Origin of the sequence: Rhizobium sp. NXC14, from assembly GCF_002117485.1 — a bacterium.
GTDB lineage: Bacteria > Pseudomonadota > Alphaproteobacteria > Rhizobiales > Rhizobiaceae > Rhizobium.
On the sequence record NZ_CP021030.1, the window covers coordinates 3,287,007 to 3,308,974 of the forward strand.

Below are 21,968 nucleotides of genomic sequence, written 5' to 3' on the forward strand. Positions count from 1 at the left end.
AGATCAGTAACTCGTGCGCTCCGGCTGCAGCTCATCCTTGCCGAGCCATTGCCGGATCTTCTCCTCCAGAAGTTCAGGGCTGATCGGCTTCGACATGTAATCGTCCATGCCGGCGTCGAGGCAGGCTTCGCGGTCGCTTTCAAGGGCATGGGCGGTAACGCCGATGATCGGCACCCGGTGGCCCTGCCCCTTTTCCCTTTCGCGGATCGTCCGGGTCGCTTCATGGCCGTTCATGACGGGCATCGAGACGTCCATCATGATGATGCGCGGCGTGTGGCTTTCCCAGGCGGCGACAGCCTCCTGCCCGTTGTCGACGACCAGGAAGGAAAGCCGCGTCGACTGCAGGATCTGGGTGAAGACGATCTGGTTGACCTCGTTGTCTTCGGCAACCAGCACGTCGACGAACTCGGCCGCCCGCTCTTGCGGCTCGGGCGCAGTTGCAAGTGCAGGCGCCGGTCCGACCGCTTCCGCCCGCAGCCGGGCGATATCGGCTTCAGAGGCCTGTTTGACGCGGCGGGCGCGGACGACCTCGACGACAGTATTGCGCAGCACGTTCGCGCGTGCCGGCTTCATCAGATGCGCATGGCCATTCAGCGCGGCGAATTCCTTTTCCGTGCCCGAAATATCCATCGACGTCAGGAAGATGATCGGCAGCTCGACGAAGCGGGGATCGGCGCGCAGCCGGCGCGCGACGTCGGCGCCGTTCATGTCGGGCATGTGATAGTCGAGCACGACGGCGTCGACGGTGACACCGAGATCGGCCGCTGCCTCGAGGATCGCCAGACCGGTGCCGCCACCTTCGGCAGCCACTCCGTCGAAGCCCCAGAGCGAGAGCTGCTCAGTCAGGATGCGCCGGTTCACTTCATTGTCGTCTACGACGAGGATGCGCGCGCCCTGCACATTGATCGGCAGCGGCTTCGGTTCAAGGTGGGCGGCCGCCACCGCAAAAGGCAGGTTCAGGGTGAAGACCGAGCCCTTGCCCCATTCGCTCTCGACATTGATATAGCCGCCGAAGAGATCGACGAGGCCGGCGGTGATCGCGAGGCCGAGCCCCGTTCCCTCATGCCGGCGCGTCGACGAGGTGTCGACCTGCGAAAACTTGTCGAAGACCGATTCGAGCTTTTCTCGGGGAATGCCAATACCGGTATCCTCGATGCGGATGATCGCCATGATCTCCCCGCCGGCGATCGTCTCGAAGCCGACATCGACGAAGACATGGCCGCGCTCGGTGAACTTGACGGCGTTGCCGACGAGATTGGTGACGATCTGGCGGAAACGCCCGGCGTCTCCGATCACCGCGGCCGGCAGATCGGGTGCAGCCCGCACCAGCAGTTCAATGTTCTTCTCGGCGGCATGCGAGGAGAGGAGTGTCGCCACGTCCTCCACCGCTTCGGTGATATCGAAGGCGGCTTTGCGCAGTTTCATCTGTCCGGCATCGATCTTCGAAAAGTCGAGGATGTCGTTGATAATAGTCAGCAGCGCATTTCCCGACTTGACGATAATGTCGATGAAGGTTTTCTGGCGCGTGTCGAGATTGGTCTTGGCCAGCAGTTCTGCCATGCCGAGCACACCGTTCATCGGCGTGCGGATCTCGTGGCTCATATTGGCAAGGAATTCGGATTTGGCGCGGTCGGCGGCTTCGGCGCGCGACAGGAGCTGGCGCAGTTCCTCCTCGCGGCGCTTGAGCTCGGTGACGTCGGTGAACAGCGCCACCCAATGCTGTCCCCGGCTGAGGGTCGCATCCATATTCACCCAGCGCTCGCCGCCGACATGGAAGACGGCGGAAATTGGCTGCCTGGCTGCGATATTCGCCCGCCACTCCTGCAGGATCTCATCCACCGCATCGTGGAAATCGCCGCGTGCCGCGCAGAATTCGAACATGCCGAGCCAGCCCTGGCCGGCCTCGATATAGTGCGGCGGGATCTGCAGGATCTCGGCCATCGCCTCATTGGACATTTTGATGATGCCGTCCTGGACGATGGCAATGCCCTGCGACATGGCATGCGTCGCATCCCGCATCATTTCGCCGAGCCGCTCGAGGGCTGCGCGCGTCTCGTGGATTTCCTTTTCCCGTTCGCGCACCGCCGAAATATCGGCATAGGTGAGCAGAATGCGCTCGTTGGAGATGCGGCGGCTGTCGAAGATCACGGATTTGCCGCCCGCCCAGCCAAGCTCGATCGGCTCGGGCTCCTCGGCTTCGAACAGATGTTTGCGGAAGGCGTAGATCTCTTCCGGCGTCTTCGTCCCGTCATAGCGGCCGAGCTCGTCATTACGGCGGATGACGTCGATGAACGGGCGGCCGTCGAAGCGATCGTCGAGCGGCAGTTCCCAGATGCTGTAGAATTCGTCGTTGGCGTAGAGAATCCGGTGGTCATTATCGAGGATCAGCACGCCGATTGGCAGCGATCGCAGAATGCTCTCGATGTCCCGATGTAGTATTTCTTGCTGTTTGCGCGATTCAATCAGCGCCTTCTCGCGTTCCTTGAGCGGCGAGATGTCGGAAAAGGAGCCGACGACATAGGTTCGCCCATCCGCCGTCACCACGCGATTGACGCGCGAAATGACGGGATAGACATGGCCGCTATTGCTCGGCATCTCGCTTTCGAGCTCCACCGAAATGCCGTCCCTGAGCGCCAGCAGGTTTTCCTGGTAGATCGCCTCAGCACCTTCTGGCCCGAACATTTCGTGTTCGGTCATTCCCAGATATTCGGAGCGGGCGCGGCCACTGAAGGTTTCATAATATTTGTTGGCATAGACCAGGCGATGCTTGTCGTCGCGGACGAAGACCGCCACAGGCAGATCCTCCAAGACGGTGCGGAGTACGTCGAGTTCATTGACACTCTCTCCCCAGGCCGATTCCCCGGCGACCACAGGCGTCGCGCCGTTGCGATAGGCTGCGTTGACGACCAGCGGGCGTCCGTCGGCTGCAAAGATGCCGATTGGGTGATCAAGGTTCTCCAGTGCCTCGCGCACTTGGGCGAGATCGGCGGCACTTCCGAAATCGTTTACAGTCTTAGAGCTGCCGGCAATCCCGGGTTTGCCGGCACCCCCCCCAAGGGCAACGGCGCGGCGCTCGCGGGCTTCGAAGATGCCGAGCACATAGATTCGGTCCGGCGACGGCGAGAAGCTTTCGATCTGGACGCGCTCATGGCCCTGGCCTGCGGCATCGAAGCAGATGGCGTTTTCCTCGGTGCCGAACACCAGCGCGCGGCGTTCCCTATCCTCGCGATCCTCTTCTTCGGGGCGGTCAAAGAGTTCGCGGCTGCGCCTGCCGATGAAATCGGAAATCTCGCGGCCCAGGAAATTGGCATAGGCCTCGTTGACGGCGACATAGCGCAGCTCGCTATTCTTGACATAGGCCGGGGTGTCCAGATCGGCGATCCGGCGGCAAGCCAATTCGAGAATGTCCCCGGATGATTTCAAGAAATCGTCGCTCCCGCAATGAGTGGAATATCAACGACAAAGACTATAACGCCAAGGCTTTTAACAAGGTTTTAACCATAAATTTCGAAGGCGGAATTTTACAATCGGCGTACAGACCGGAGAAGCGCCGTATGCTGCACGAAACCGAAGGGATGACTGCAGAACTGCGGCCGGCCGCAATCCGCTCTTTACTCTTGGCTGGCCATTGAAATCATGACTAAAATTTAATGCGGGCCGCCCTTGTGCGGCCATCGCTCCGCCGCGATCCGGGCGGAGTCTGGCCATGGCTTTTATAGAAGCCAGTCTAGATAAGGAAGTTACCATGTCCGTTCTTCATAAGACCATGGCGACGGGCCTGATCGCGCTGACCTTTGCCGGCGCCTCGCTCGCCACTGCCACCACCGCCGATGCCCGTCCGCGCGATGCCTTCTGGGGCGGCCTTGCGGCCGGCGTCGTCGGCGGCGCCCTGCTGTCGGAGGCCGCCCGCCCCGCCTACCCCGTCTATCCGGCTTACCCTGTCTACCGTCCCTACCCCGTCTATCGGACCTATTACCGGCCGCACTATTGCCACCTCGAATGGCGTTACGACCGCTGGGGCGAGTCCTACCGCGTGAAAGTCTGCCCGGAATAGCAAGACCGCATCCGGCGCCGCTTGACCTCCCGGCGGCGCTGGTCCAATCCTCCCGCAGGAGGATCAGCATGCCGGAACCGCTCAAGAAACTGCTGCATGAAGAGCTCGTCGGTGATATGGCCGATCACGTTGCGGCCCATGCGCCCGCCTTCGACCGGGAACGTTTCGTAACTCTGGCGACCGATGGCCTTGTAGCCCTGGAACTGATGGAGCGCTCCGCATTGATCCGTGACGCGCTGCTTGCCACGCTTCCCGGAGATTTTCCTAAAGCAGCCTCTATCCTCAAGGCAAGCCTGCCGGCCGCCGACACGCCGGGACTCTCCGGCTGGATGCTGCTGCCGGTCAATCAGTTCATCGCCGCCCGCGGCACCGATCATTTCGATCTCGGCCTCGACCTCCTCAAGGCGCTGACGCCGCATTTCACCGGCGAATTCGGCATCCGGCAATTCATCCATCGCGACCAGCAACGTGCGCTCGCCACCATTTCCACCTGGGTCGGCGATCCCGACCAGCATGAGCGCCGGCTGGCGAGCGAGGGAACGCGGCCGCGCCTGCCTTGGGCCATGCGCCTGCCGCAACTTGTGAAAGACCCCGCACCGATCCTGCCGATCCTGACCGCGCTGATGGATGATCCGGAGGATTATGTGCGCCGCTCCGTCGCCAACAGCTTGAACGACATCGCCAAGGATCATCCAGATCTGGTCGCCGCCTTTATCGCCGGCCATATCGACGGCGCGTCCGCCGAGCGCCGCCGGCTGCTGAAACACGCCTCTCGCACGATGCTCAAGAAAGGCCATGCGCAGGCGCTTGCCAATTTCGGTTTCGACCCGGCAACCGCGCTGACATGCGAGCTGCGCCTTCAGAACGGCGAAGTGGCGTTCGGCGAAGGGCTGGATTTTGAAATCCGCCTGACCAATTCAGGCGAAACCGCGCACTCACTAATGATCGACTACGCCATTCACCACATCAAGGCCGACGGCTCGCTCTCGCCCAAAGTCTTCAAATGCAAGACGCTCACGCTCGCGCCGGGGCAGAGCCACGCAATCGAGCGCCGCCATGCCATGCGGCCGATCACGACGCGGCGCTATTATCCCGGCGAGCACCGCATCGCCGTGCTCGTCAATGGCGCCGAAAGCGCATCGGAAAGTTTCGTCCTCAGAATGCCGTCGCCTGACCCGGGCCAATGCCTTTTTGTGCGCTGCACTTGACTTTCCACGCAAACTAGCCCAAATGCGGCTCAGCTTTCACCCTTCCGGCCGCCGCGTGAGCGTGCCCCTGCTCGAAAATACGAAACGCAGGAAGAAGGGACAAAAGCGCATTTCGACAGAGCGCCGCACTCTCAAGAGCGGCCAGAAGCGCTGGAAAGCTTTTTCCAACTTGCAAGTTCCCACTTCACGCGGGGTTCTTGACGCCAGAATGAAACCGGATCGCATGGTGCGTTCCGGCGCTAGTCGTTGTGGCGCCCCGAAAGGTTATGCCTTGACTAATTTTGAATCGCTTGGTGTCTCCAAGCCGATCGTCGCCACCTTGTTCCAGCTCGGCATCGAAACGCCGACGCCGATCCAGGAACAGGCCATTCCCCTCCTCATTTCAGGCCGCGATCTGATCGGCCTTGCCCAGACCGGCACCGGAAAGACCGCCGCCTTCGGCCTGCCGCTCATCGAAAAGCTGCTCGCTGACGAGCGCCGCCCCGACAACCGCACGACGCGGACGTTGATCCTGGCGCCGACCCGCGAGCTGGTGAACCAGATCGCCGAGAACCTGAAGAAGTTCATCCGCAAGTCGCCGCTGCGCATCAACGTCGTCGTCGGCGGTGTGTCGATCAACAAGCAGCAGCTGCAGCTCGAAAAGGGAACCGACATCCTGGTCGCGACCCCCGGTCGCCTGCTCGATCTCGTCAACCGCCGCGCCATCACGCTGACGACGGTGCGCTATCTCGTGCTCGACGAGGCCGACCAGATGCTCGACCTCGGCTTCGTGCACGACCTGCGCAAGATCGCCAAACTGGTGCCGAAGAAGCGTCAGACCATGCTGTTTTCGGCCACCATGCCGAAGGCGATCGCCGATCTCGCCGGCGACTATCTCGTCGATCCCGTCAAGGTCGAAGTCACGCCTCCCGGCAAGGCTGCCGACAAGGTCGAGCAGTATGTCCATTTCGTCGGCGGCAAGAACGACAAGACGGAACTGCTACGTAGATCGCTGACCGAAAATCCGGACGGCCGCGCCATCGTCTTCCTGCGCACCAAGCATGGTGCGGAGAAGCTGATGAAGCACCTCGACAATATCGGCTATTCCGTCGCCTCGATCCACGGCAACAAGAGCCAGGGTCAGCGCGAGCGGGCGCTGAAGGCCTTCCGCGAGGGCAGCATCAAGACGCTGATCGCGACAGACGTCGCCGCCCGCGGCATCGACATCCCGGCCGTCAGCCACGTCTACAACTACGACCTGCCCGAAGTGCCGGATGCCTATGTCCATCGCATCGGCCGCACGGCGCGCGCAGGCCGCGACGGCATTGCCATCGCCTTCTGCGCCCCTGACGAAGCCAAGCTGCTGCGAGATATCGAGCGCCTGATGGGCATCGACATATCAGTTGCCAGCGGTGAACCGCCGGCACATATCAGCGCCGGCGGCCCGCGCCGAGGCAACGGCAATGGCAACAACCGCAATCGGGGCGGCAGCCAGGGGCGCGGCGAAGGCCGCGGCGATGCCAACCGCTCGGAGCATCGCGGCAGCCGCCAGGAACGCCGCCCGCGCCGCGAAGGCGAAGGCAGCGAAATCCGCGCCGGCGGCGAGGAGCGCCGCGAGCGCCGTCCTCGTCCCGAACGCTCAGGCCGTAACGAGGACTTCCGCGGTCAGCGCCGCGGCGAAGCAGCCCCGGATTTCGGCCCCGACAACGATCTTGCCTCGACCTCCGATTTCCGCCCGGCAAAGCCGCAGCGCCCTGCGCATAACGGCCCCAATGGCCATCATGCCAATGGCGAACCGAGCGGCCATCACCGCGGCAACGGCCGCCACGCTCACGGCCGCCCGGCCCGCAAGCACGGCGAAGACCGTGGACCGCATCAGGCTCAGGGCGGCGAACAGCGCCGCGACGGCAATGGCGGCAACCGCCGCGGCGGCTCGGGCTCTCGCAATGGCGGCGGCCAGCGCCGCGAACGCGCCTGAGCGCCAATTGATTCAAAGGAGAAGAGGCCGGACCTTCGGCCTTGAATATTAGGAGGCCGGAGCATCTGGTGGGATGCCCGGCCTTTCTCATTGTAGTGACGACACCACTGCGACGGCAGTACTCGGTCACGTTTCCCGGTTTCTGAACGCACGCAGTTGACGAGATCGAAGCCCTTCGCAGCGCCGGCGGGAGCCTTGCGGTATCAATGCGCTGTGAACCCGCCGTCGACGGGCAGCGTGACGCCGCAAAGAACCGCGCCGCGAAGCCGGACCGCTTGCGTCCCGGACGTTTGAGACCTAAATTGGCTCCATGCTTGACCATCCGTCCCGGCCATTGTCGCCGCCAACTATCCCAATGGACGCCCTGAGCGAAGTCCTGCAAGACTTTCGCTTGAGTGGAGTCAATTATGGACGCTGCGAGCTCAGGCATCCATGGAGCATCGCCTTTCCGCAACAACAGCTGCTTCGTTTTCACTTCGTCAGCCAGGGTCCATGCTGGATCCATACCGAAACCCACGGATGGCAGGCGTTGAACGATGGCGATCTGGTGCTGCTGCCGCAAGGTAACGCACACCGGTTGGCGAGCGCGCCTGATGTTGAGGGCGACTCGCTTAAAAGTTGCCAGATTACAAAATTGGGCAGCAACGTCTGCGACGTCGTGCGGGAAGGAACGGGCGCCACCAGCACCCTTTTCTGCGGCTCCATGGCTTTGGGCGCCCATGCGCTTAATCCCTTAATCGCCTTGATGCCCCCAATCATCAAGGGCTGCGATGTGGCCGGCAACGACCCGATCGTAGGCCCCCTGCTGGCCGCTATGTCGGCGGAGGCGACACAACCCCAGATGGGAAGTGCGACGGTCTTGTCACGTATGGCGGACTTGCTCGCTGCGCGGCTTATCCGTTGCTGGGTCAACTGCAGCGGAGCCTCGACCACCGGCTGGCTCGCTGCCATCCGCGATCCCCAGATCGGTCGTGTGCTGGCGGCCATGCACCGAGATCCCGGCCATAACTGGACCCTTGAAAGCCTCGCTGGTGTGGCAGGCCAGTCGCGCTCGATCTTCGCCGAGCGCTTCAGCGCTATCTTGGGAGAAGGCGCGGCACATTATCTCGCCCGTCTGCGTATGCAGCTTGCCCGCGATTTGTTGGCGCAGAACGGCATGTCGGTCGCCGAGGTAGCCTCACGATTGGGCTATGAGTCCGAGGCGTCTTTCGCGCGTGCCTTCAAGCGGGTCACCAACCTTTCACCGGGGATTGTGCGTCGCACAAATTCCGGACGAACGGACATGGATTTCGGATTTTAAGACACATATCATCCTGAAAACTTCGTCTATGAAATCTCCGAACACAGGAGATCCATCTATGACGGACACAACATCACAATTCGACGAGGCTGCAATTGGCCTGGAGACGGCTGAACCATCCGCGTGGAGCGCGGCGACTTGGTTTGCCGTTGTTTCGATGGCGGCCACCAGCTTTGCACTGGTATCTGCTGAGTTCCTGCCGGCGGGACTGTTGACGCCAATGGCGCGCGATCTCGGCATTTCCGAGGGAACGGCCGGACAGGTCGTCACCGCCACCGCTTCCGTCGGCGCTGTGACGGCCCTTTTGAGCAATGTTCTTATCGGCAGACTGAACCGCAAGGTGGTGCTGGTCGGTCTCAGTGCGTTGGCGGTCGGCTCCAATATACTCGCATCTTTAGCAACCGATTTTTGGCTGTTGTTGTTGGGCCGGGCTGGGCTGGGCATCGCGTTGAGCGGCTTTTGGGCGCTTTCCGTGGCGGTCGTGGCGAGGCTGGTCGGCGCCAACGCGACAGGTCGGGGCATGGCTATCGTCACCCTCGGCGTTTCGCTCGCCACGATAGCTGCACCATCAATGGGTGCTTTGATCAGCGATTGGCTGGGATGGCGCAGCGCCATGGCGATGACAGCCGGGCTTGCCGCGCTTGCCATGCTGCTGCAGGTGCTCAGCTTGCCGACGCTCCCGGCAAACACAAGCAACAGTCTCGCTGATGTTTTCCGGCTGACACGACGGCGCGGTGTTCAACTGGGAATGCTTGCTATCCTTTTGCTGATGACCGGACATTTTGCCGGATCGGTTTATGTGCGTCCCTTCCTTGAACAAGTGACGCTCCTTGAAACCAGATCGATCGCCCTGGCACTGCTCGGGTTTGGCATCGCCTCGGTGATCGGCAATCTTGCCGGTGGCCGGATGGCCGACGCGAGCATCCGCATAGCGCTCGCAGTCACGGCGGTGTTGATGGCTTTTGCCGCACTCGCTCTGTTGCTTTGGGGCGCTCATACCGCCGTCGCGTTTGCGCTCGTTGCGCTTTGGGGCTTTGCCTTCGGCATGGCGCCGGTAGTGCTGCCGACCAATCTTTCCCGCGCGGCCGCCGACGCTCTGGAGGCGGCGGGCAGCCTGATGGTCGTCTCCTTTCAGGTGGCCATCAGTAGCGGCGCGATTTTTGGCGGCTATATCGTCGACCACTACGGCGCTGCGGGACCATTGACGCTCACCGCTCTCCTGGCGGCGTCGACGGTTGCCTTGGCGCTGCTGCAGCCCCGCAGCTGATCGTCGCTTGCTGCTTGATGGGCCGAGTAGCACTCTACGACGCTCTAGATATGAGGTCGTCGGCAATCGCCGGCGACCTCGCTCAGTTGAGGTTCAAGCCATCCGATTGTTCGACCTTGGCCCAGCCATCAGCCTATACGCTCGCCTGCGCTTGCTGAACGACCCTGCGGTTTGTCATATATACGCCCATCACTACGATCGCGGTGCCGATGATCAACGGCAGCGTCAGCGGTTCCCCGAAGGCAACGAAGGCCTCCAACGCCACCGCCGGCGGCATCAGGTAGATGAGCGAGGCGGCGCGCGAGACCTGTCCGCGGCGGATGAGGTAAAGCAGCAGCCCGACACCGCCCATCGAGAGGCCGAAGACCGACCAGAGAAGCGCGCCCCAGGCCTGCGCGGTGCCATCGAAATGCTGGTTTTCGAAGATCAGCGACAACGGCAGGGTGAGGATTAACGCACCGACATACTGCAGCGTCGCGATGCTTCTGAGATCACCCGACTGCAAGTGTTTCTTTTGGTAAAGCGTGCCGTAAGTGACGGAGCCCATGGCGATGAGGTTGATCGCCAGCGGCAGCGCCGCATGGCTGAGATCGGCCGTCGCCGGATCGAAGAGCTTCGGCGAAATCGCGATGGCGATACCGATGAAACCGAGCCCGAGGCCGAGCTTCTGTGTCTGTTGCAACCGCTCGCCGACGAGAAAGGGCGCCGCCATTGCGGTCAGCAGCGGCTGCAGCGCCGCGATGATCCCCGATATGCCGGCCGGCACGCCATTGGCAATCGCCCACCAGAGGCCGGCGAGATAGAAACCATGCAGGAAGAAGCCGGAATAGATGGCGCGCAGCCACGTCGCCCGGCTTGTCGGCCATTGCGCCCGCATCAACAGGCAGAGCACCAGGAATGCCAGGGCCGACAGCGCGTAGCGTATCGAAAGAAAGGTGAAGGGCTCGGAATGCAGCGCCGCATATCTCGCCACCACCCATCCCGTGGACCAGAGCAGAACGAAGAGAGCGGGGGCAAGGCGATCGAGGGACATGGGGGCTCGCAAGAAAGATTCGCCGTGCTGATAACGGCACCCGGGCACCGCAGTCAAAGGCGAAGCGTTGATGCTTACGTGAAATTTCGCTGATGTTGCGGGCGACAGGCGGGGCCATGCCACCACGGCGAAGAATCACCGGCACTTTCCCAATCTCCCTCATTCCTGTGCTCGTCACAGGAATCCAGTGCGCCCCAAGTCCTTGGGCGCGGGAGACTCTCATCATCGTCACAGAGTCATTCACCCGCAGACGCGCGGTGGCTGGATTGCTGTGACCGGCACAGGAATGAGGGAGGAAGCGCATGCACCCTTTAAACCGCTTGACCGAAAAACCATCACCTGCCTGGATTTTGCGCAGCCCCGGCAGACTGACCACCCTCTCCGCCGCGCCACCTCACTCCGAATGCCCGGATTTTTACCGTTTTCTCGCAGCGCAAAATCTTTTCCCCGAACTGCGCATGGTTCTTGCATTGCAATTTGCGTTGTATTCAAATGAACAAAAAAAGGGGAGCCGCACCTTTGGCATTTGATGAAATGATTACCGGGGACGAAAGCCCCCGCCCGCCTTATGAAAAATATTTCGAGTGGTACAACAGCCAAGACCGGTCGCATCTGATTGCCAAGTCCCGCGACGCGGAAAACATCTTCCGGAAGACCGGCATCACCTTCGCCGTTTACGGCCATGCCGACAGTTCCGAAAAGCTCATCCCCTTCGATATCATCCCCCGCATCATCTCCGCCCGCGAATGGCGCAAGCTGGCCCAGGGCATCGAGCAGCGGGTGATCGCGCTCAACGCCTTTCTGGATGATATCTATCACAAGCAGGAGATCATCCGTGCCGGTCGCATCCCGCGTGAACTGATCGAAAACAACGTCGCCTTCCTTTCCGAGATGATCGGCTTCCGGCCGCCTGGCGGCGTCTACACCCATATCGTCGGCACCGACATCGTACGAACAGGCGAAGACCAGTTTTACGTGCTGGAGGACAATGCCCGCACGCCTTCCGGTGTCAGCTACATGCTGGAAAACCGGGAAACCATGATGCAGATGTTCCCGGAGCTCTTCCATGAGAACAAGGTGCAGCGCGTCGAGGATTACCCCTATCTCTTGCGCCAGAGCCTTGCGTCGCTTGCGCCCCCCGGCTGTACCGGCAAGCCGCGCGTCGCGGTGCTGACCCCCGGCATCTACAATTCTGCGTACTACGAACATTCGTTCCTGGCCGACATGATGGGCGTCGAACTGGTCGAGGGCTCGGACCTGCGCGTCATTGACGGCAAGGTGAAGATGCGCACGACCCGTGGCTACGAGGCGATCGACGTGCTCTATCGCCGCGTCGACGACGATTTCCTCGATCCGCTGACATTCCGGGCCGATTCCGCCCTTGGCATTCCCGGCATCATGGATGTCTACCGCTCCGGCAACATCACCATCGCCAATGCGCCGGGCACCGGCATATCGGACGACAAGGCCATCTATTCCTACATGCCGGAGATCGTCGAATTCTATACCGGCCGCAAGGCGCTTCTGGAAAACGTCCCGACCTGGCGCTGCTCGGAAGCATCAAGCCTGAAATACGTGCTGGAGCACTTGGAGGAGCTCGTCGTCAAGGAAGTGCACGGCTCCGGCGGCTACGGCATGCTTGTGGGACCGACGGCATCGAAGAAGGAACGCGCAGATTTCGCCGAAAAGCTGAAGGCCAAACCGAACAATTACATCGCCCAGCCGACCCTGTCGCTCTCCACCGTGCCGATCCTCGTCAACAAAGGGATCGCGCCGCGCCATGTCGACCTTCGTCCCTATGTACTCGTTTCCGACAAGGTCCAGATCATTCCGGGCGGTCTCACCCGCGTGGCGTTGAAGCAGGGCTCGCTGGTGGTCAACTCCAGTCAGGGCGGCGGCACCAAAGACACCTGGGTACTGGAGGACTGATGCTCGGAAGAACTGCAAACGGCCTCTACTGGATGTTCCGTTACATCGAGCGCGCCGAAAATATCGCCCGCCTGATCGACGCCGGGCTGCGCATGTCGTTGACCCGCAGCAGCGCCGGCGACGACAACTGGGATGGCGTGCTGCAAAGTGCCGGCGTGCGCGAGGCCTATGACGAGGGCCACGCCAAGCTGACCAATGCCGATGCGATCGATTATCTCCTGCGCGATCGCTCTAACCCGTCAAGCGTCATGTCCTGCATCGACTCGGGCCGCAACAATGCCCGCATGGTGCGCACCGCGCTGACGCGGGAGACCTGGGAAGCAACCAACGAATGCTGGATCGATCTGAAATCTTTGCTCGAAAAGCGCGTGAAAGCCGCCGACATGCCGGAGGTGATCGACGTCATCAAGCGCCGCGCTGGCCTCATCCGCGGCGCCTTCCACGGTTCGACGCTACGCAACGAACTCTATAACTTTGCCCGCATCGGCACTTTCATCGAGCGGGCGGACAATACGAGCCGCATCCTCGACGTCAAATATTACGTGCTGCTGCCCTCGGTTTCGGCCGTCGGCTCCTCACTCGACAACGTGCAGTGGGAATCGATCCTGCGCTCGGTCTCCGCGCACCGCGCCTATAGCTGGGCCTATGACGGCGAGTACCGGGCGATGAACATCGCCGACTTCCTCACCCTGAATGTGCAGATGCCCCGCTCGCTGGCTTATTGCTACGAGAAGATCGTCAGCAATCTCGGCTATCTCGCCCAGGATTACGAGGAAAGGCTTCCCGCCCACGATACGGCGGACGCGATCCGCACCACCCTGCAGACGCGGGCGATCCGCGACATCATGGATCAAGGCCTGCATGAGTTCCTCGAGGATTTCGTCGCGCGCAACAACCAGCTCGGCATGGAAATTTCCGACGGCTACCGGTTCTACGTTTAAGCGGATCAGAATATGAGACTGAAGATCAGCCACCTCACCGAATACCGCTACGACGATCCGGCGAAATTCTCCCTGCAACGGCTGAGACTGACACCGCCGACAAACAATGGCCAGACTGTGCTCGGCTGGTCGCTGAAGGTCGAGGGTGCGACGCCCGAAGTCGAATATGACGACCAGTTCGGCAACCACGTCAATCTGGTCTCGCTGGAAGGCGAGCAGCAGGTGACGCGCATTCTCGCCGAAGGCGAGGTTGAAACCATGGATCAGAACGGCGTCACCGGGCCGCATACCGGTTTCTGTCCACTCTGGCTCTTCCTGCGCGAAACGCCGCTCACCAGGAGCGGCAAGCTGGTGAAGGAACTGATCAGAACCGTCAACGGCGATAACGAGCTCGCCCGCATGCATGCGCTGATGGCAGCCATTCACGAGACCGTCATCTACAGGCCAGGAACCAGCGACGCTGCGACGACGGCCGAACAGGCGCTGGAGAAGAAGAGCGGTGTCTGTCAGGATCACGCGCATATCTTCGTTGCCGCCGCCCGCGCCCTGCAGGTGCCGGCGCGGTATGTCTCCGGCTATCTGATGATGGAAGAAAAGGTCGAACAGGCGGCGACCCATGCCTGGGCCGAAGCCCATATTCCCGGCCTCGGCTGGGTCGGCTTCGATCCGGCCAACGAGATCTGCCCGGATGAACGATATGTCCGCATCGCCTCGGGCCTCTGCTACCGCGACGCTGCCCCGATTTCAGGCATGCGCATCGGTACACCGGGCGAAACGCTGTCGGTCACCGTGAAGGTCGAGGACGGTGGACAGATGCAGAGCCAGAGCCAAAGCTGAGCGGCATCTCACAGCCCATAGCCAGCCATTCCGGAAACTTGGCTAGAAGCGGCGATCAGCAACGGTACGCGATGAAACCGGGCCGTAGCGGCAATGATGCGGTCGGCGGGGTATGAAACTCGCCAGGTTAGCCGGCCGCTGTCCATCGCGATGGAAGGCTCGATGGGCGCGAGCTGAAGCCAGGCAACGACAGCGGTCTGTCGATCCATCGCCTGATATCGTCGCCACCATATCCTTATCGAACACTGCGACGGGGAAGGCGGCTCTCACCCGCCTTCAGCTCTTCACTCAAAGTCATCCTCGGCCTTGAGCTGCCTTGTGCCGAGGATCTGCTGCCCTATCGAACGGAGGCAGATGCTCGGGATAGGCCCGAGCATGACGAAAGAGGCGTTCGCGACGTAAGCCTCCGGTGAAGGCCGCAGGTCAGGCCGCTTGAGCGTTGACGGTCGGCGGCGTCCAATTCCACGGAAGCAACTGCTCCAGCCTGGTAATCGACGTATCAGCGATGCGGGCAAGAACGTCGGCCAGCCACACCTGCGGATCGATGTCGTTGAGTTTTGCCGTCATAATCAATGTGGCCATGAAGGCCGCACGATCTGCACCGCGGTCTGATCCGGCGAAGAGCCAGGATTTTCTGCCGAGCGCAAAGCCTCTGAGCGCTCGCTCTGCCGCATTATTCGTCAGGCAAATCCGGCCGTCCTGCAGAAATGATGTGAAGCCATCCCAGCGCTTGAGCATGTAGTCGATCGCCTCCGCCACCGGAGAACTGCGTGAGAGCTTTGCCCGCTCGGTTTGAAGCCAGACCTGCAGATCATCGACGAGTGGCAGACAGTCTCTCCGGCGACGCTCCAGGCGTTGATCGGCCGTAAGCCCGTTGATCTCGCGCTCAATATCGAACAGGCCGTCGATCCGTTTGACGGCTTCGAGCGCCATAGGCGAGATCGGCGCGGCATTCTTTCCACGCTTGGCATTTGCGGCGATGTCGGCGAGCACGAAGAACTTACGCCGCGAGTGTGCCCAACAAAACGCCTGCCTTAGAGGATTTGGATCGCGATCAACCTTGAACAGCGGATTGTAGCCGCCATAGGCGTCCGCCTGCAGAATGCCGTTGAAGGTCTTCAGGTGGCGCTCCGGATGCTCCTGCCGTCGGTCCCGCGAGGCATAGTAAAGGGCCGCCGGCGGAGAGAGCCCTCCGAACGGCCGATCGTCCCGGACATAGGTCCAGATGCGGCCCGTATCGGTCTTTCCCTTGGCCAGGATCGGCACGGTCGTGTCGTCGCCGTGCAGACGTTCGGCAGCAAGGACATGCGCCTCGATCAGGGAGTGAATGGGCTTCAACGCCGCGGCACATGCTCCAACCTGATCGGCCAGCGTCGACAAGCTGAGGTCGACGCCCTCGCGGGCGTAGCGCTCGCTCTGGCGATTGAGCGGCTGGTGCTGGGCGAACTTCTCAAACAGGATCATCGCCAGCAGGTTCGGCCCGGCAAAACCGCGGGGTGTCACATGGAAGGGTGCGGGTGACTGCGTGATCTTCTCACACTCGCGGCAGGTGAACTTCTCCCGCACCGTCTGGATGACCTTCCACTGACGCGGGATGACTTCCAAGGTCTCGGTAATGTCTTCGCCAAGCTTCGACAGTTTAACCGATCCACAACAGGCGCAATTCGTGGGAGCGGCGATTACGACGCGCTCACGCGGCAGGTGTTCGGGAAAGGGCTTGCGTGACGGACGCTTGCGCTCGAAGGCTTTGACGGCTGAAGCTTTGGCTGCGATCTCCGCCGCCAGTTCATCTTCACCGGCGTCCGCTTCCAACTCCTCGAGCTGCAGTTCCATCTGCTCCAGGAGCCGCGCCTTGCGCTCGGACCGGCTGCCGTAGAGTGCACGGCGAACCTTGTCGATCTCCAGCTTCAGCCGCGCGATCAGCGCCTCGGAATGCGATACGAGTGCCTTTGCGCTGGCGGCTTCTGCCTTGGAGGTCGCTGCTTCTGCTTCGGCTGCGACACGTCGAGCGCGTTCCTGGGCCAGCAGTGCAAGCGCACTGGCAAGGTCGTCCGGAAGCTCTTCGGTCGCATTGCTCATGACAGGATGGAATCATATTCGACCCTGTCATTCCAGTGTTTTTGCTTATCCGGCCGACGTCGGCCGCCAGGTCTTTTGCGGCATCCGCCAGTCGATACCTTCCAGCAGATAACCGAGCTGCGCAGGCGTGATCACCACCGTGCCATCGGCCGCTGATGGCCAGATGAAGCGGCCGCGCTCCAGCTTCTTCGTGAACAGGCAAGCGCCCTGGCCGTCATGCCAGATCACCTTGATCAGACCGCCACCGCGGCCGCGGAATACGAACAGGTGTCCACACATCGGGTCGCGCTTCAGCGCCTCCTGCACCATCAACGACAAACCGGGGAAGCCCTTTCGCATATCGGTGTGGCCTGTCGCCAGCCAGACCTTCACGCCACTCGGAACCGGAATCATCGCAGCCCCAGCACGCAATCGAGAATCCGGCCAAGGGCATCCGTATCGATGTCGCTATCCACGCGCACGCGCCGACCCCGTCCAAGCTCGATTGTCACATCGCTACGCTTCCGACGAGGGTGGGATGTGGTGGGCGATTCCGGTTGAACGGGAGAGACTGTCGAAGCGGCCTCGGATACGATCACCGGCACCAAAGTCGCCGTATCAGACCTTGGCTCCTCGATCCGGCAAAGCTCTTTGCGCCAACGGAACAACTGGCTGACATGGATGCCGGCCGCGCGGGCAATCTCGGAGATGACCGCGTCTGGCTCAAAGCACGCAGCGACAAGGCGCTCTTTATCTTCGCGTGACCAGCGCCGACGGCGCTCTACAGACGTGATCACCTCAATTGGATGCTTCGTCATATGACTACTCCTAGTGTTACCACTAGGACTGGCAGTCAGAAGCCCTCTATCGCAAGACGGCCTTCACCGTGGGCTTACTTCGCGACTTGTCAGCAACAAAAAGGCGGGGCTCTCACCCCGCCCTTTCAAAGATTCCAATCTCTGAATGCGTTTTCGCTCAGTGGCTGTCCTTGCCGACAGCATTTCCGCGACATCCCTTGAGGAAGTCGAGATCGGCGCCGGTATCGGCTCCTTCGACATGCTGCTGGTGCAGGAAGGCATACCCCGAGGTCGGCAGATCATGGTTCGGCTGCCATTCGGCAAGACGGCGCGCCAGTTCCTCGTCTGAGATGTCGAGATGCAGGCGGCGGTTCGGGACGTCGAGCTCGATCATGTCGCCGTTCTTCACGACTGCGAGCGGGCCGCCGACTGCCGCTTCCGGCGAGGTGTGCAGCACGACGGTTCCGTAGGCCGTTCCGGACATGCGAGCGTCGGAAATGCGCACCATGTCGAGGATGCCTTTCTTCAGCACCTTCGGCGGCAGCCCCATATTGCCGACCTCGGCCATACCGGGATAACCCTTGGGCCCGCAATTCTTCATCACCATGACGCAATTCTCGTCGATGTCGAGATTGTCGTCGTTGATCTTGGCCTTGTAGTCGTCGATGTCCTCAAACACGACCGCCCTGCCCCGGTGCACCAGAAGATGCGGCGAAGCCGCCGAGGGCTTCAGCACTGCGCCCTTGGGCGCGAGGTTGCCGCGCAGCACGACGATGCCGCCGGACGACGTCAGCGCCTTCTCGGTGGGCAGGATGACCTCCTCATTCCAGTTGACGACATCCTTGACTTCGTCCCAGACGGTTTCGCCGGAGACCGTCAGCGCGTCCTTGTGCAGAAGGCCGGCTTCGCCGAGGCGCTTCAGCACGACAGGCAGGCCGCCCGCATAGAAGAACTCTTCCATCAGGTACTTGCCCGACGGCATCAGGTTGACGATCGTCGGAACGTCGCGGCCACAGCGGTCCCAGTCGTCGAGCGTCAGATCGATGCCGACGCGGCCGGCAATGGCGAGCAGATGGATGACGGCATTGGTCGATCCACCGATCGCCGCATTGGTGCGGATAGCGTTCTCGAAGGCCTGCTTCGTCATGATCTCTGAAGGCTTCAGATCGTCCTTGACCATCTGCACAATACGGCGGCCGGTCAACTGCGCCATGACCTTGCGGCGGGAATCGACGCCCGGGATCGCGGCATTGCCTGACAGCGCCATGCCGAGCGCCTCGGCCATCGACGCCATCGTCGAGGCCGTGCCCATCGTATTGCAAGTGCCCGACGAACGGCTCATCGACGCTTCCGCTTCGAGGAATTCGGCCTGCGTCATCTCACCGGCCTTCACCATCTCGGAGAACTTCCAGAGATGCGTGCCGGAGCCGACGCGTTCACCGCGGAAATAGCCGTTGAGCATCGGTCCGCCGGTGACGACGATCGACGGCAGGTCGCAGGAGGCAGCGCCCATCAGCAGCGACGGCGTGGTCTTGTCGCAGCCGACGAGCAGCACGCAGCCATCCATCGGCTGACCGCGGATCGCCTCTTCTACCGCCAGCGCGGCGAGGTTGCGATACATCATCGCAGTCGGGCGGAAGGTGTTTTCGGACGCGGAGAACACCGGCACCTCGAGCGGGAAGCCGCCGGCCTCCCACACACCCGCCTTCACCTTTTCGGCGAGTTCTCTCAGATGACCGTTGCAGGGGGTCATATCCGACCAGGTGTTGAGGATGCCGATGACCGGCCGTCCGTCGAACAGATCGTGCGGATAACCCTGGTTCTTAAGCCAGCCGCGATGATAAATCACGTCGCGGCTCGTGCCGCCGTACCATTCCTGCGACCTCAGCCTGCGCGGCCATTCCGCTTTCTTCTTCATAATCTCTGTCCTTCAGGTGATTGCCGGGCCGCCTCGTACGGCCCGGGTCATCGGATATCTCTCAAGCCAGTGTGTAGGCCGTCTTGACCACAGTAAAGAATTCGCTCGCATACTTGCCCTGCTCACGCGGGCCATAGGACGAGCCCTTGCGGCCGCCGAACGGAACGTGAAAATCGACGCCTGCCGTCGGCAGGTTGACCATGACCATGCCGGCTTCGGAATTGCGCTTGAAATGCGTCGCATGTTTCAGGCTGGTCGTGGCGATGCCGGCGGAAAGGCCGAACGGCGTGTCATTGGCGATGGCAAGCGCCTCGTCGTAGTCCTTCGCCCGGATCACCGAGACCACAGGCCCGAAGATTTCCTCACGCGAAATGCGCATCTGGTTGGTCGCTTCGGTAAACAGCGTCGGCTGAAGGTAGAAGCCGGGTGTTTCGCGCGAGATGACCTCGCCGCCAAAGGCGAGCTTGGCGCCTTCCTTCTTGCCGATCTCGATATAGTCGGTATCGGTCTTCAGCTGCCGTTCGTCGACGACGGGACCGATATGGGTACCGGCCTTGAGCGCATTGTCGACGACGAGCGTCTTCAGCTTGTCGGTCAGAGCCGCGACGAACTTGTCATGAATGCCCTCGGTGACGATCAGGCGCGACGAAGCCGTGCAGCGCTGGCCGGTGGAGAAGAAGCCGGAATTGGCGGCGGCTTCGACGGCGACGTTGAGGTCGGCGTCGTCGAGCACGACCATCGGGTTCTTGCCGCCCATCTCGAGCTGGAACTTGCGGTTATGCTCGATGGAGGCGGCGGCGACGCGCCGGCCGGTGCCGGTGGAACCGGTAAAGGTGATGCCGTGAACGTCGGGGCTTTCGAGCATGGCCTGGCCGACGACCGAGCCCTTGCCCATGACGAGGTTCAGGACGCCCTTCGGCAGCCCTGCCCGGTTGAGGATATCGACGATCGCCCAGGAGCAGGCCGGCACCAGCTCGGCCGGCTTGAAGACAATCGTGTTGCCATAGCAGAGCGCCGGCGCGATCTTCCAGGCGGGAATGGCAATCGGGAAGTTCCACGGCGTGATGATGCCGATGACGCCGAGCGCCTCCCGGGTGATCTCGACACCGATGTTCGGGCGAACCGACGGGATGACCTCGCCGGCCAGCCGAAGGGCCTCGCCAGCGAAGAATTCGAAAATCTGCGAGGCGCGGATGACTTCGCCGGTCGCTTCCGGCAAGGTCTTGCCCTCTTCGCGGGCAAGCAGCGCGCCGAGCTCGTCCTTGCGCGCCATGATCTCGTCGCCAGTCTTCTTCAGGATGACGTGGCGTTCCCAGATGCCCGAGCGCGACCAGGCCGGAAATGCGGCCTTGGCGGCGGCGATGGCGTTTCTCGTATCTTCCGCGCTGCCGTCGGCATAGAGGCCGACGACCTCGTTCGTATCCGACGGATTGATGTTCTTCGTCGCGTTCGTGCCGACCCATTCGCCGGCGATCAGGTTTTGATAAATGGTCATGGGCTGAACAAGCCTCCTTTACCGTTTACATCACGATCCGGCCACCAGGCGGCCGGATCTCAAAAATCAGAGCTGCTTGACGGCGATTTCTTCTTCGGCCGCGATCTTCAGCGGATTCCTGAGCGGCAGGCCGAATTCGGCGACTTCGATCTCGAAGACGTCGCCCTCTTCCGTCTTAATGCCGTCGGCAAAGGACAGGGTCGCCGTGCCGAACATATGGACATGGACATCGCCGGGAACACGGAAGAGGCCATATTTGAAATGGTGATATTCGAGGTTCGCGAAGGTGTGCGACATGTTCGCCTCGCCCGACAGGAAGGGCTTTTCGAAGATCACCTTGTCGCCGCGCTTGATGCGCGAAGTGCCGCGGATATCGTCGGGTGCGGCGCCGATGCGGATTTCCGGACCATAGGCGGCCGGGCGCAGTTTCGAGTGGGCCAGATAGAGATAGTTGATCCGTTCGGTGACGTGGTCCGAAAACTCGTTCGACAGCGCAAAGCCGATGCGGAACGGCGTACCGTCCTTGGCGATGACGTAAATGCCGGCCATTTCAGGCTCTTCGCCGCCATCGAGCGCGAAGGAGGGCGAGATGAGCGGAGCGCCGGGGGCAGCCGTGCCATAGCCGTTGCCCTTGTAGAACCATTCGGGCTGCACGCCTTTTTCACCGGATTTCGGCTTGCCGTTCTCCAGGCCCATCTTGAACATCTTCATCGAGTCGGTCAGCGTTTCCTCGGCCGCCTCGCTGGTCTTCTTGTGCATCGAATCGCGCGTAGCGGCGGAGCCGAGATGGGTCAGGCCAGTGCCGGTCAGATGCAGGTGGGCGGCGTCGGGATGGGTGATCGGCGGCAGGAAGCGGCCTTCCGCATAGGCCTTTTCGAGATCGACGGCATCGCCGTAACCATGAGCCTCGATAACCGTGGCAAGCGACATGCCGCCGTCGGCGGCTTCCATCGCCAGCGCATAGACACTGCCGGCATTTATGACCGACCTTGCCGCACCGCCCTGCTCGCGCACGGCGACGACGATCTCTCCGTTGGCACCCTTGATCTGGGAAATAAGCACGACTTCAATCCTTCTCGTTTCGGCGAGTCTTGAGAAAAAGCTCCGCCTGTCCGGCTCCCACGGGAGCCGGAATCCATCATTCATATGACTGCGAATGCCTGGACTGCGCTTA

Annotated in this window: 18 protein-coding genes; 10 read left to right on the plus strand and 8 right to left on the minus strand. The window is 61.7% G+C overall.

Annotated features, from left to right (window positions below; all coding sequences use genetic code 11):
• Window positions 1-3: 3 nt before the first annotated feature.
• A complete protein-coding gene (locus NXC14_RS16205; protein WP_085779004.1) occupies window positions 4-3,423 on the minus strand; it encodes a response regulator in 3,420 nt (1,139 codons plus the stop codon).
• Here NXC14_RS16205 and NXC14_RS32465 point away from each other — a divergent pair.
• The 6 genes from NXC14_RS32465 to NXC14_RS16230 all read left to right on the plus strand — a co-directional run bounded on the left by NXC14_RS32465 (window position 3,414) and on the right by NXC14_RS16230 (window position 9,786).
• On the plus strand, window positions 3,414-3,632 hold the full coding sequence (locus NXC14_RS32465) for a hypothetical protein (protein ID WP_157131416.1): 219 nt from the start codon (window positions 3,414-3,416) through the stop codon (window positions 3,630-3,632). The genes NXC14_RS16205 and NXC14_RS32465 overlap by 10 nt on opposite strands.
• Window positions 3,633-3,745: 113 nt before the next feature.
• Window positions 3,746-4,054 carry a hypothetical protein gene (locus tag NXC14_RS16210; protein WP_085779005.1) on the plus strand — a complete coding sequence of 103 codons (309 nt, stop codon included), beginning with the start codon at window positions 3,746-3,748 and terminating at the stop codon, window positions 4,052-4,054.
• A 68-nt stretch (window positions 4,055-4,122) separates the two neighbouring features.
• Window positions 4,123-5,262 carry a DNA alkylation repair protein gene (locus tag NXC14_RS16215; RefSeq protein ID WP_085779006.1) on the plus strand — a complete coding sequence of 380 codons (1,140 nt, stop codon included), beginning with the start codon at window positions 4,123-4,125 and terminating at the stop codon, window positions 5,260-5,262.
• Window positions 5,263-5,485: 223 nt separating this feature from the next.
• The gene (locus tag NXC14_RS16220; protein WP_085780152.1) at window positions 5,486-7,219 is read left to right on the plus strand and encodes a DEAD/DEAH box helicase; all 1,734 of its coding nucleotides are present in this window, start codon (window positions 5,486-5,488) and stop codon (window positions 7,217-7,219) included.
• A gap of 310 nt (window positions 7,220-7,529) precedes the next feature.
• Window positions 7,530-8,519 (plus strand): AraC family transcriptional regulator, encoded by a 990-nt coding sequence (locus NXC14_RS16225; protein WP_085779007.1) that lies wholly within the window; start codon window positions 7,530-7,532, stop codon window positions 8,517-8,519.
• 58 nt (window positions 8,520-8,577) lie between these two features.
• Window positions 8,578-9,786 (plus strand): MFS transporter, encoded by a 1,209-nt coding sequence (locus NXC14_RS16230; protein WP_085779008.1) that lies wholly within the window; start codon window positions 8,578-8,580, stop codon window positions 9,784-9,786.
• Between the two features lie 133 nt (window positions 9,787-9,919).
• On the opposite strand, the gene NXC14_RS16235 is transcribed toward NXC14_RS16230, so the two are convergent.
• Window positions 9,920-10,819 carry a DMT family transporter gene (locus NXC14_RS16235; RefSeq protein WP_085779009.1) on the minus strand — a complete coding sequence of 300 codons (900 nt, stop codon included), beginning with the start codon at window positions 10,817-10,819 and terminating at the stop codon, window positions 9,920-9,922.
• A 302-nt stretch (window positions 10,820-11,121) separates the two neighbouring features.
• Between NXC14_RS16235 and NXC14_RS32470 the strand changes: the two genes are divergently transcribed.
• Genes NXC14_RS32470 through NXC14_RS16250 form a run of 4 tightly spaced genes read left to right on the plus strand, consistent with a single transcriptional unit; the run spans window position 11,122 to window position 14,526 of the window.
• Entirely contained in the window at window positions 11,122-11,349 is a 228-nt protein-coding gene (locus tag NXC14_RS32470) for a hypothetical protein (RefSeq protein WP_157131417.1), read from the plus strand.
• Complete coding sequence (locus NXC14_RS16240; protein WP_041678724.1) at window positions 11,339-12,748, plus strand: circularly permuted type 2 ATP-grasp protein; 1,410 nt, start codon at window positions 11,339-11,341, stop codon at window positions 12,746-12,748. The genes NXC14_RS32470 and NXC14_RS16240 overlap by 11 nt, the downstream gene beginning before the upstream one ends.
• Window positions 12,748-13,689 carry an alpha-E domain-containing protein gene (locus NXC14_RS16245; protein WP_085779010.1) on the plus strand — a complete coding sequence of 314 codons (942 nt, stop codon included), beginning with the start codon at window positions 12,748-12,750 and terminating at the stop codon, window positions 13,687-13,689. Before NXC14_RS16240 ends, NXC14_RS16245 begins: the two co-directional genes overlap by 1 nt.
• Before the next feature lie 12 nt (window positions 13,690-13,701).
• Complete coding sequence (locus NXC14_RS16250) at window positions 13,702-14,526, plus strand: transglutaminase family protein (RefSeq protein ID WP_085779011.1); 825 nt, start codon at window positions 13,702-13,704, stop codon at window positions 14,524-14,526.
• Between the two features lie 423 nt (window positions 14,527-14,949).
• Here NXC14_RS16250 and NXC14_RS16255 read toward each other — a convergent pair whose 3' ends face one another.
• From NXC14_RS16255 to araD1, 6 genes are all read right to left on the minus strand, one after another.
• Entirely contained in the window at window positions 14,950-16,605 is a 1,656-nt protein-coding gene (locus tag NXC14_RS16255; protein ID WP_085779012.1) for an IS66 family transposase, read from the minus strand.
• Window positions 16,606-16,650: 45 nt separating this feature from the next.
• Complete coding sequence (gene tnpB, locus NXC14_RS16260) at window positions 16,651-16,998, minus strand: IS66 family insertion sequence element accessory protein TnpB (RefSeq protein ID WP_008536653.1); 348 nt, start codon at window positions 16,996-16,998, stop codon at window positions 16,651-16,653.
• On the minus strand, window positions 16,995-17,402 hold the full coding sequence (locus NXC14_RS16265; RefSeq protein ID WP_004675073.1) for a transposase: 408 nt from the start codon (window positions 17,400-17,402) through the stop codon (window positions 16,995-16,997). The genes tnpB and NXC14_RS16265 overlap by 4 nt, the downstream gene beginning before the upstream one ends.
• A gap of 157 nt (window positions 17,403-17,559) precedes the next feature.
• Entirely contained in the window at window positions 17,560-19,299 is a 1,740-nt protein-coding gene (gene araD, locus NXC14_RS16270) for an L-arabinonate dehydratase (RefSeq protein WP_085779013.1), read from the minus strand.
• Between the two features lie 61 nt (window positions 19,300-19,360).
• Window positions 19,361-20,794, minus strand: a complete 1,434-nt coding sequence (locus tag NXC14_RS16275; protein WP_085779014.1) for an aldehyde dehydrogenase family protein — start codon at window positions 20,792-20,794, stop codon at window positions 19,361-19,363.
• Between the two features lie 66 nt (window positions 20,795-20,860).
• Window positions 20,861-21,856, minus strand: coding sequence for an AraD1 family protein (gene araD1, locus NXC14_RS16280; protein ID WP_085779015.1), 996 nt, complete (start codon window positions 21,854-21,856; stop codon window positions 20,861-20,863).
• Window positions 21,857-21,968: the final 112 nt, after the last annotated feature.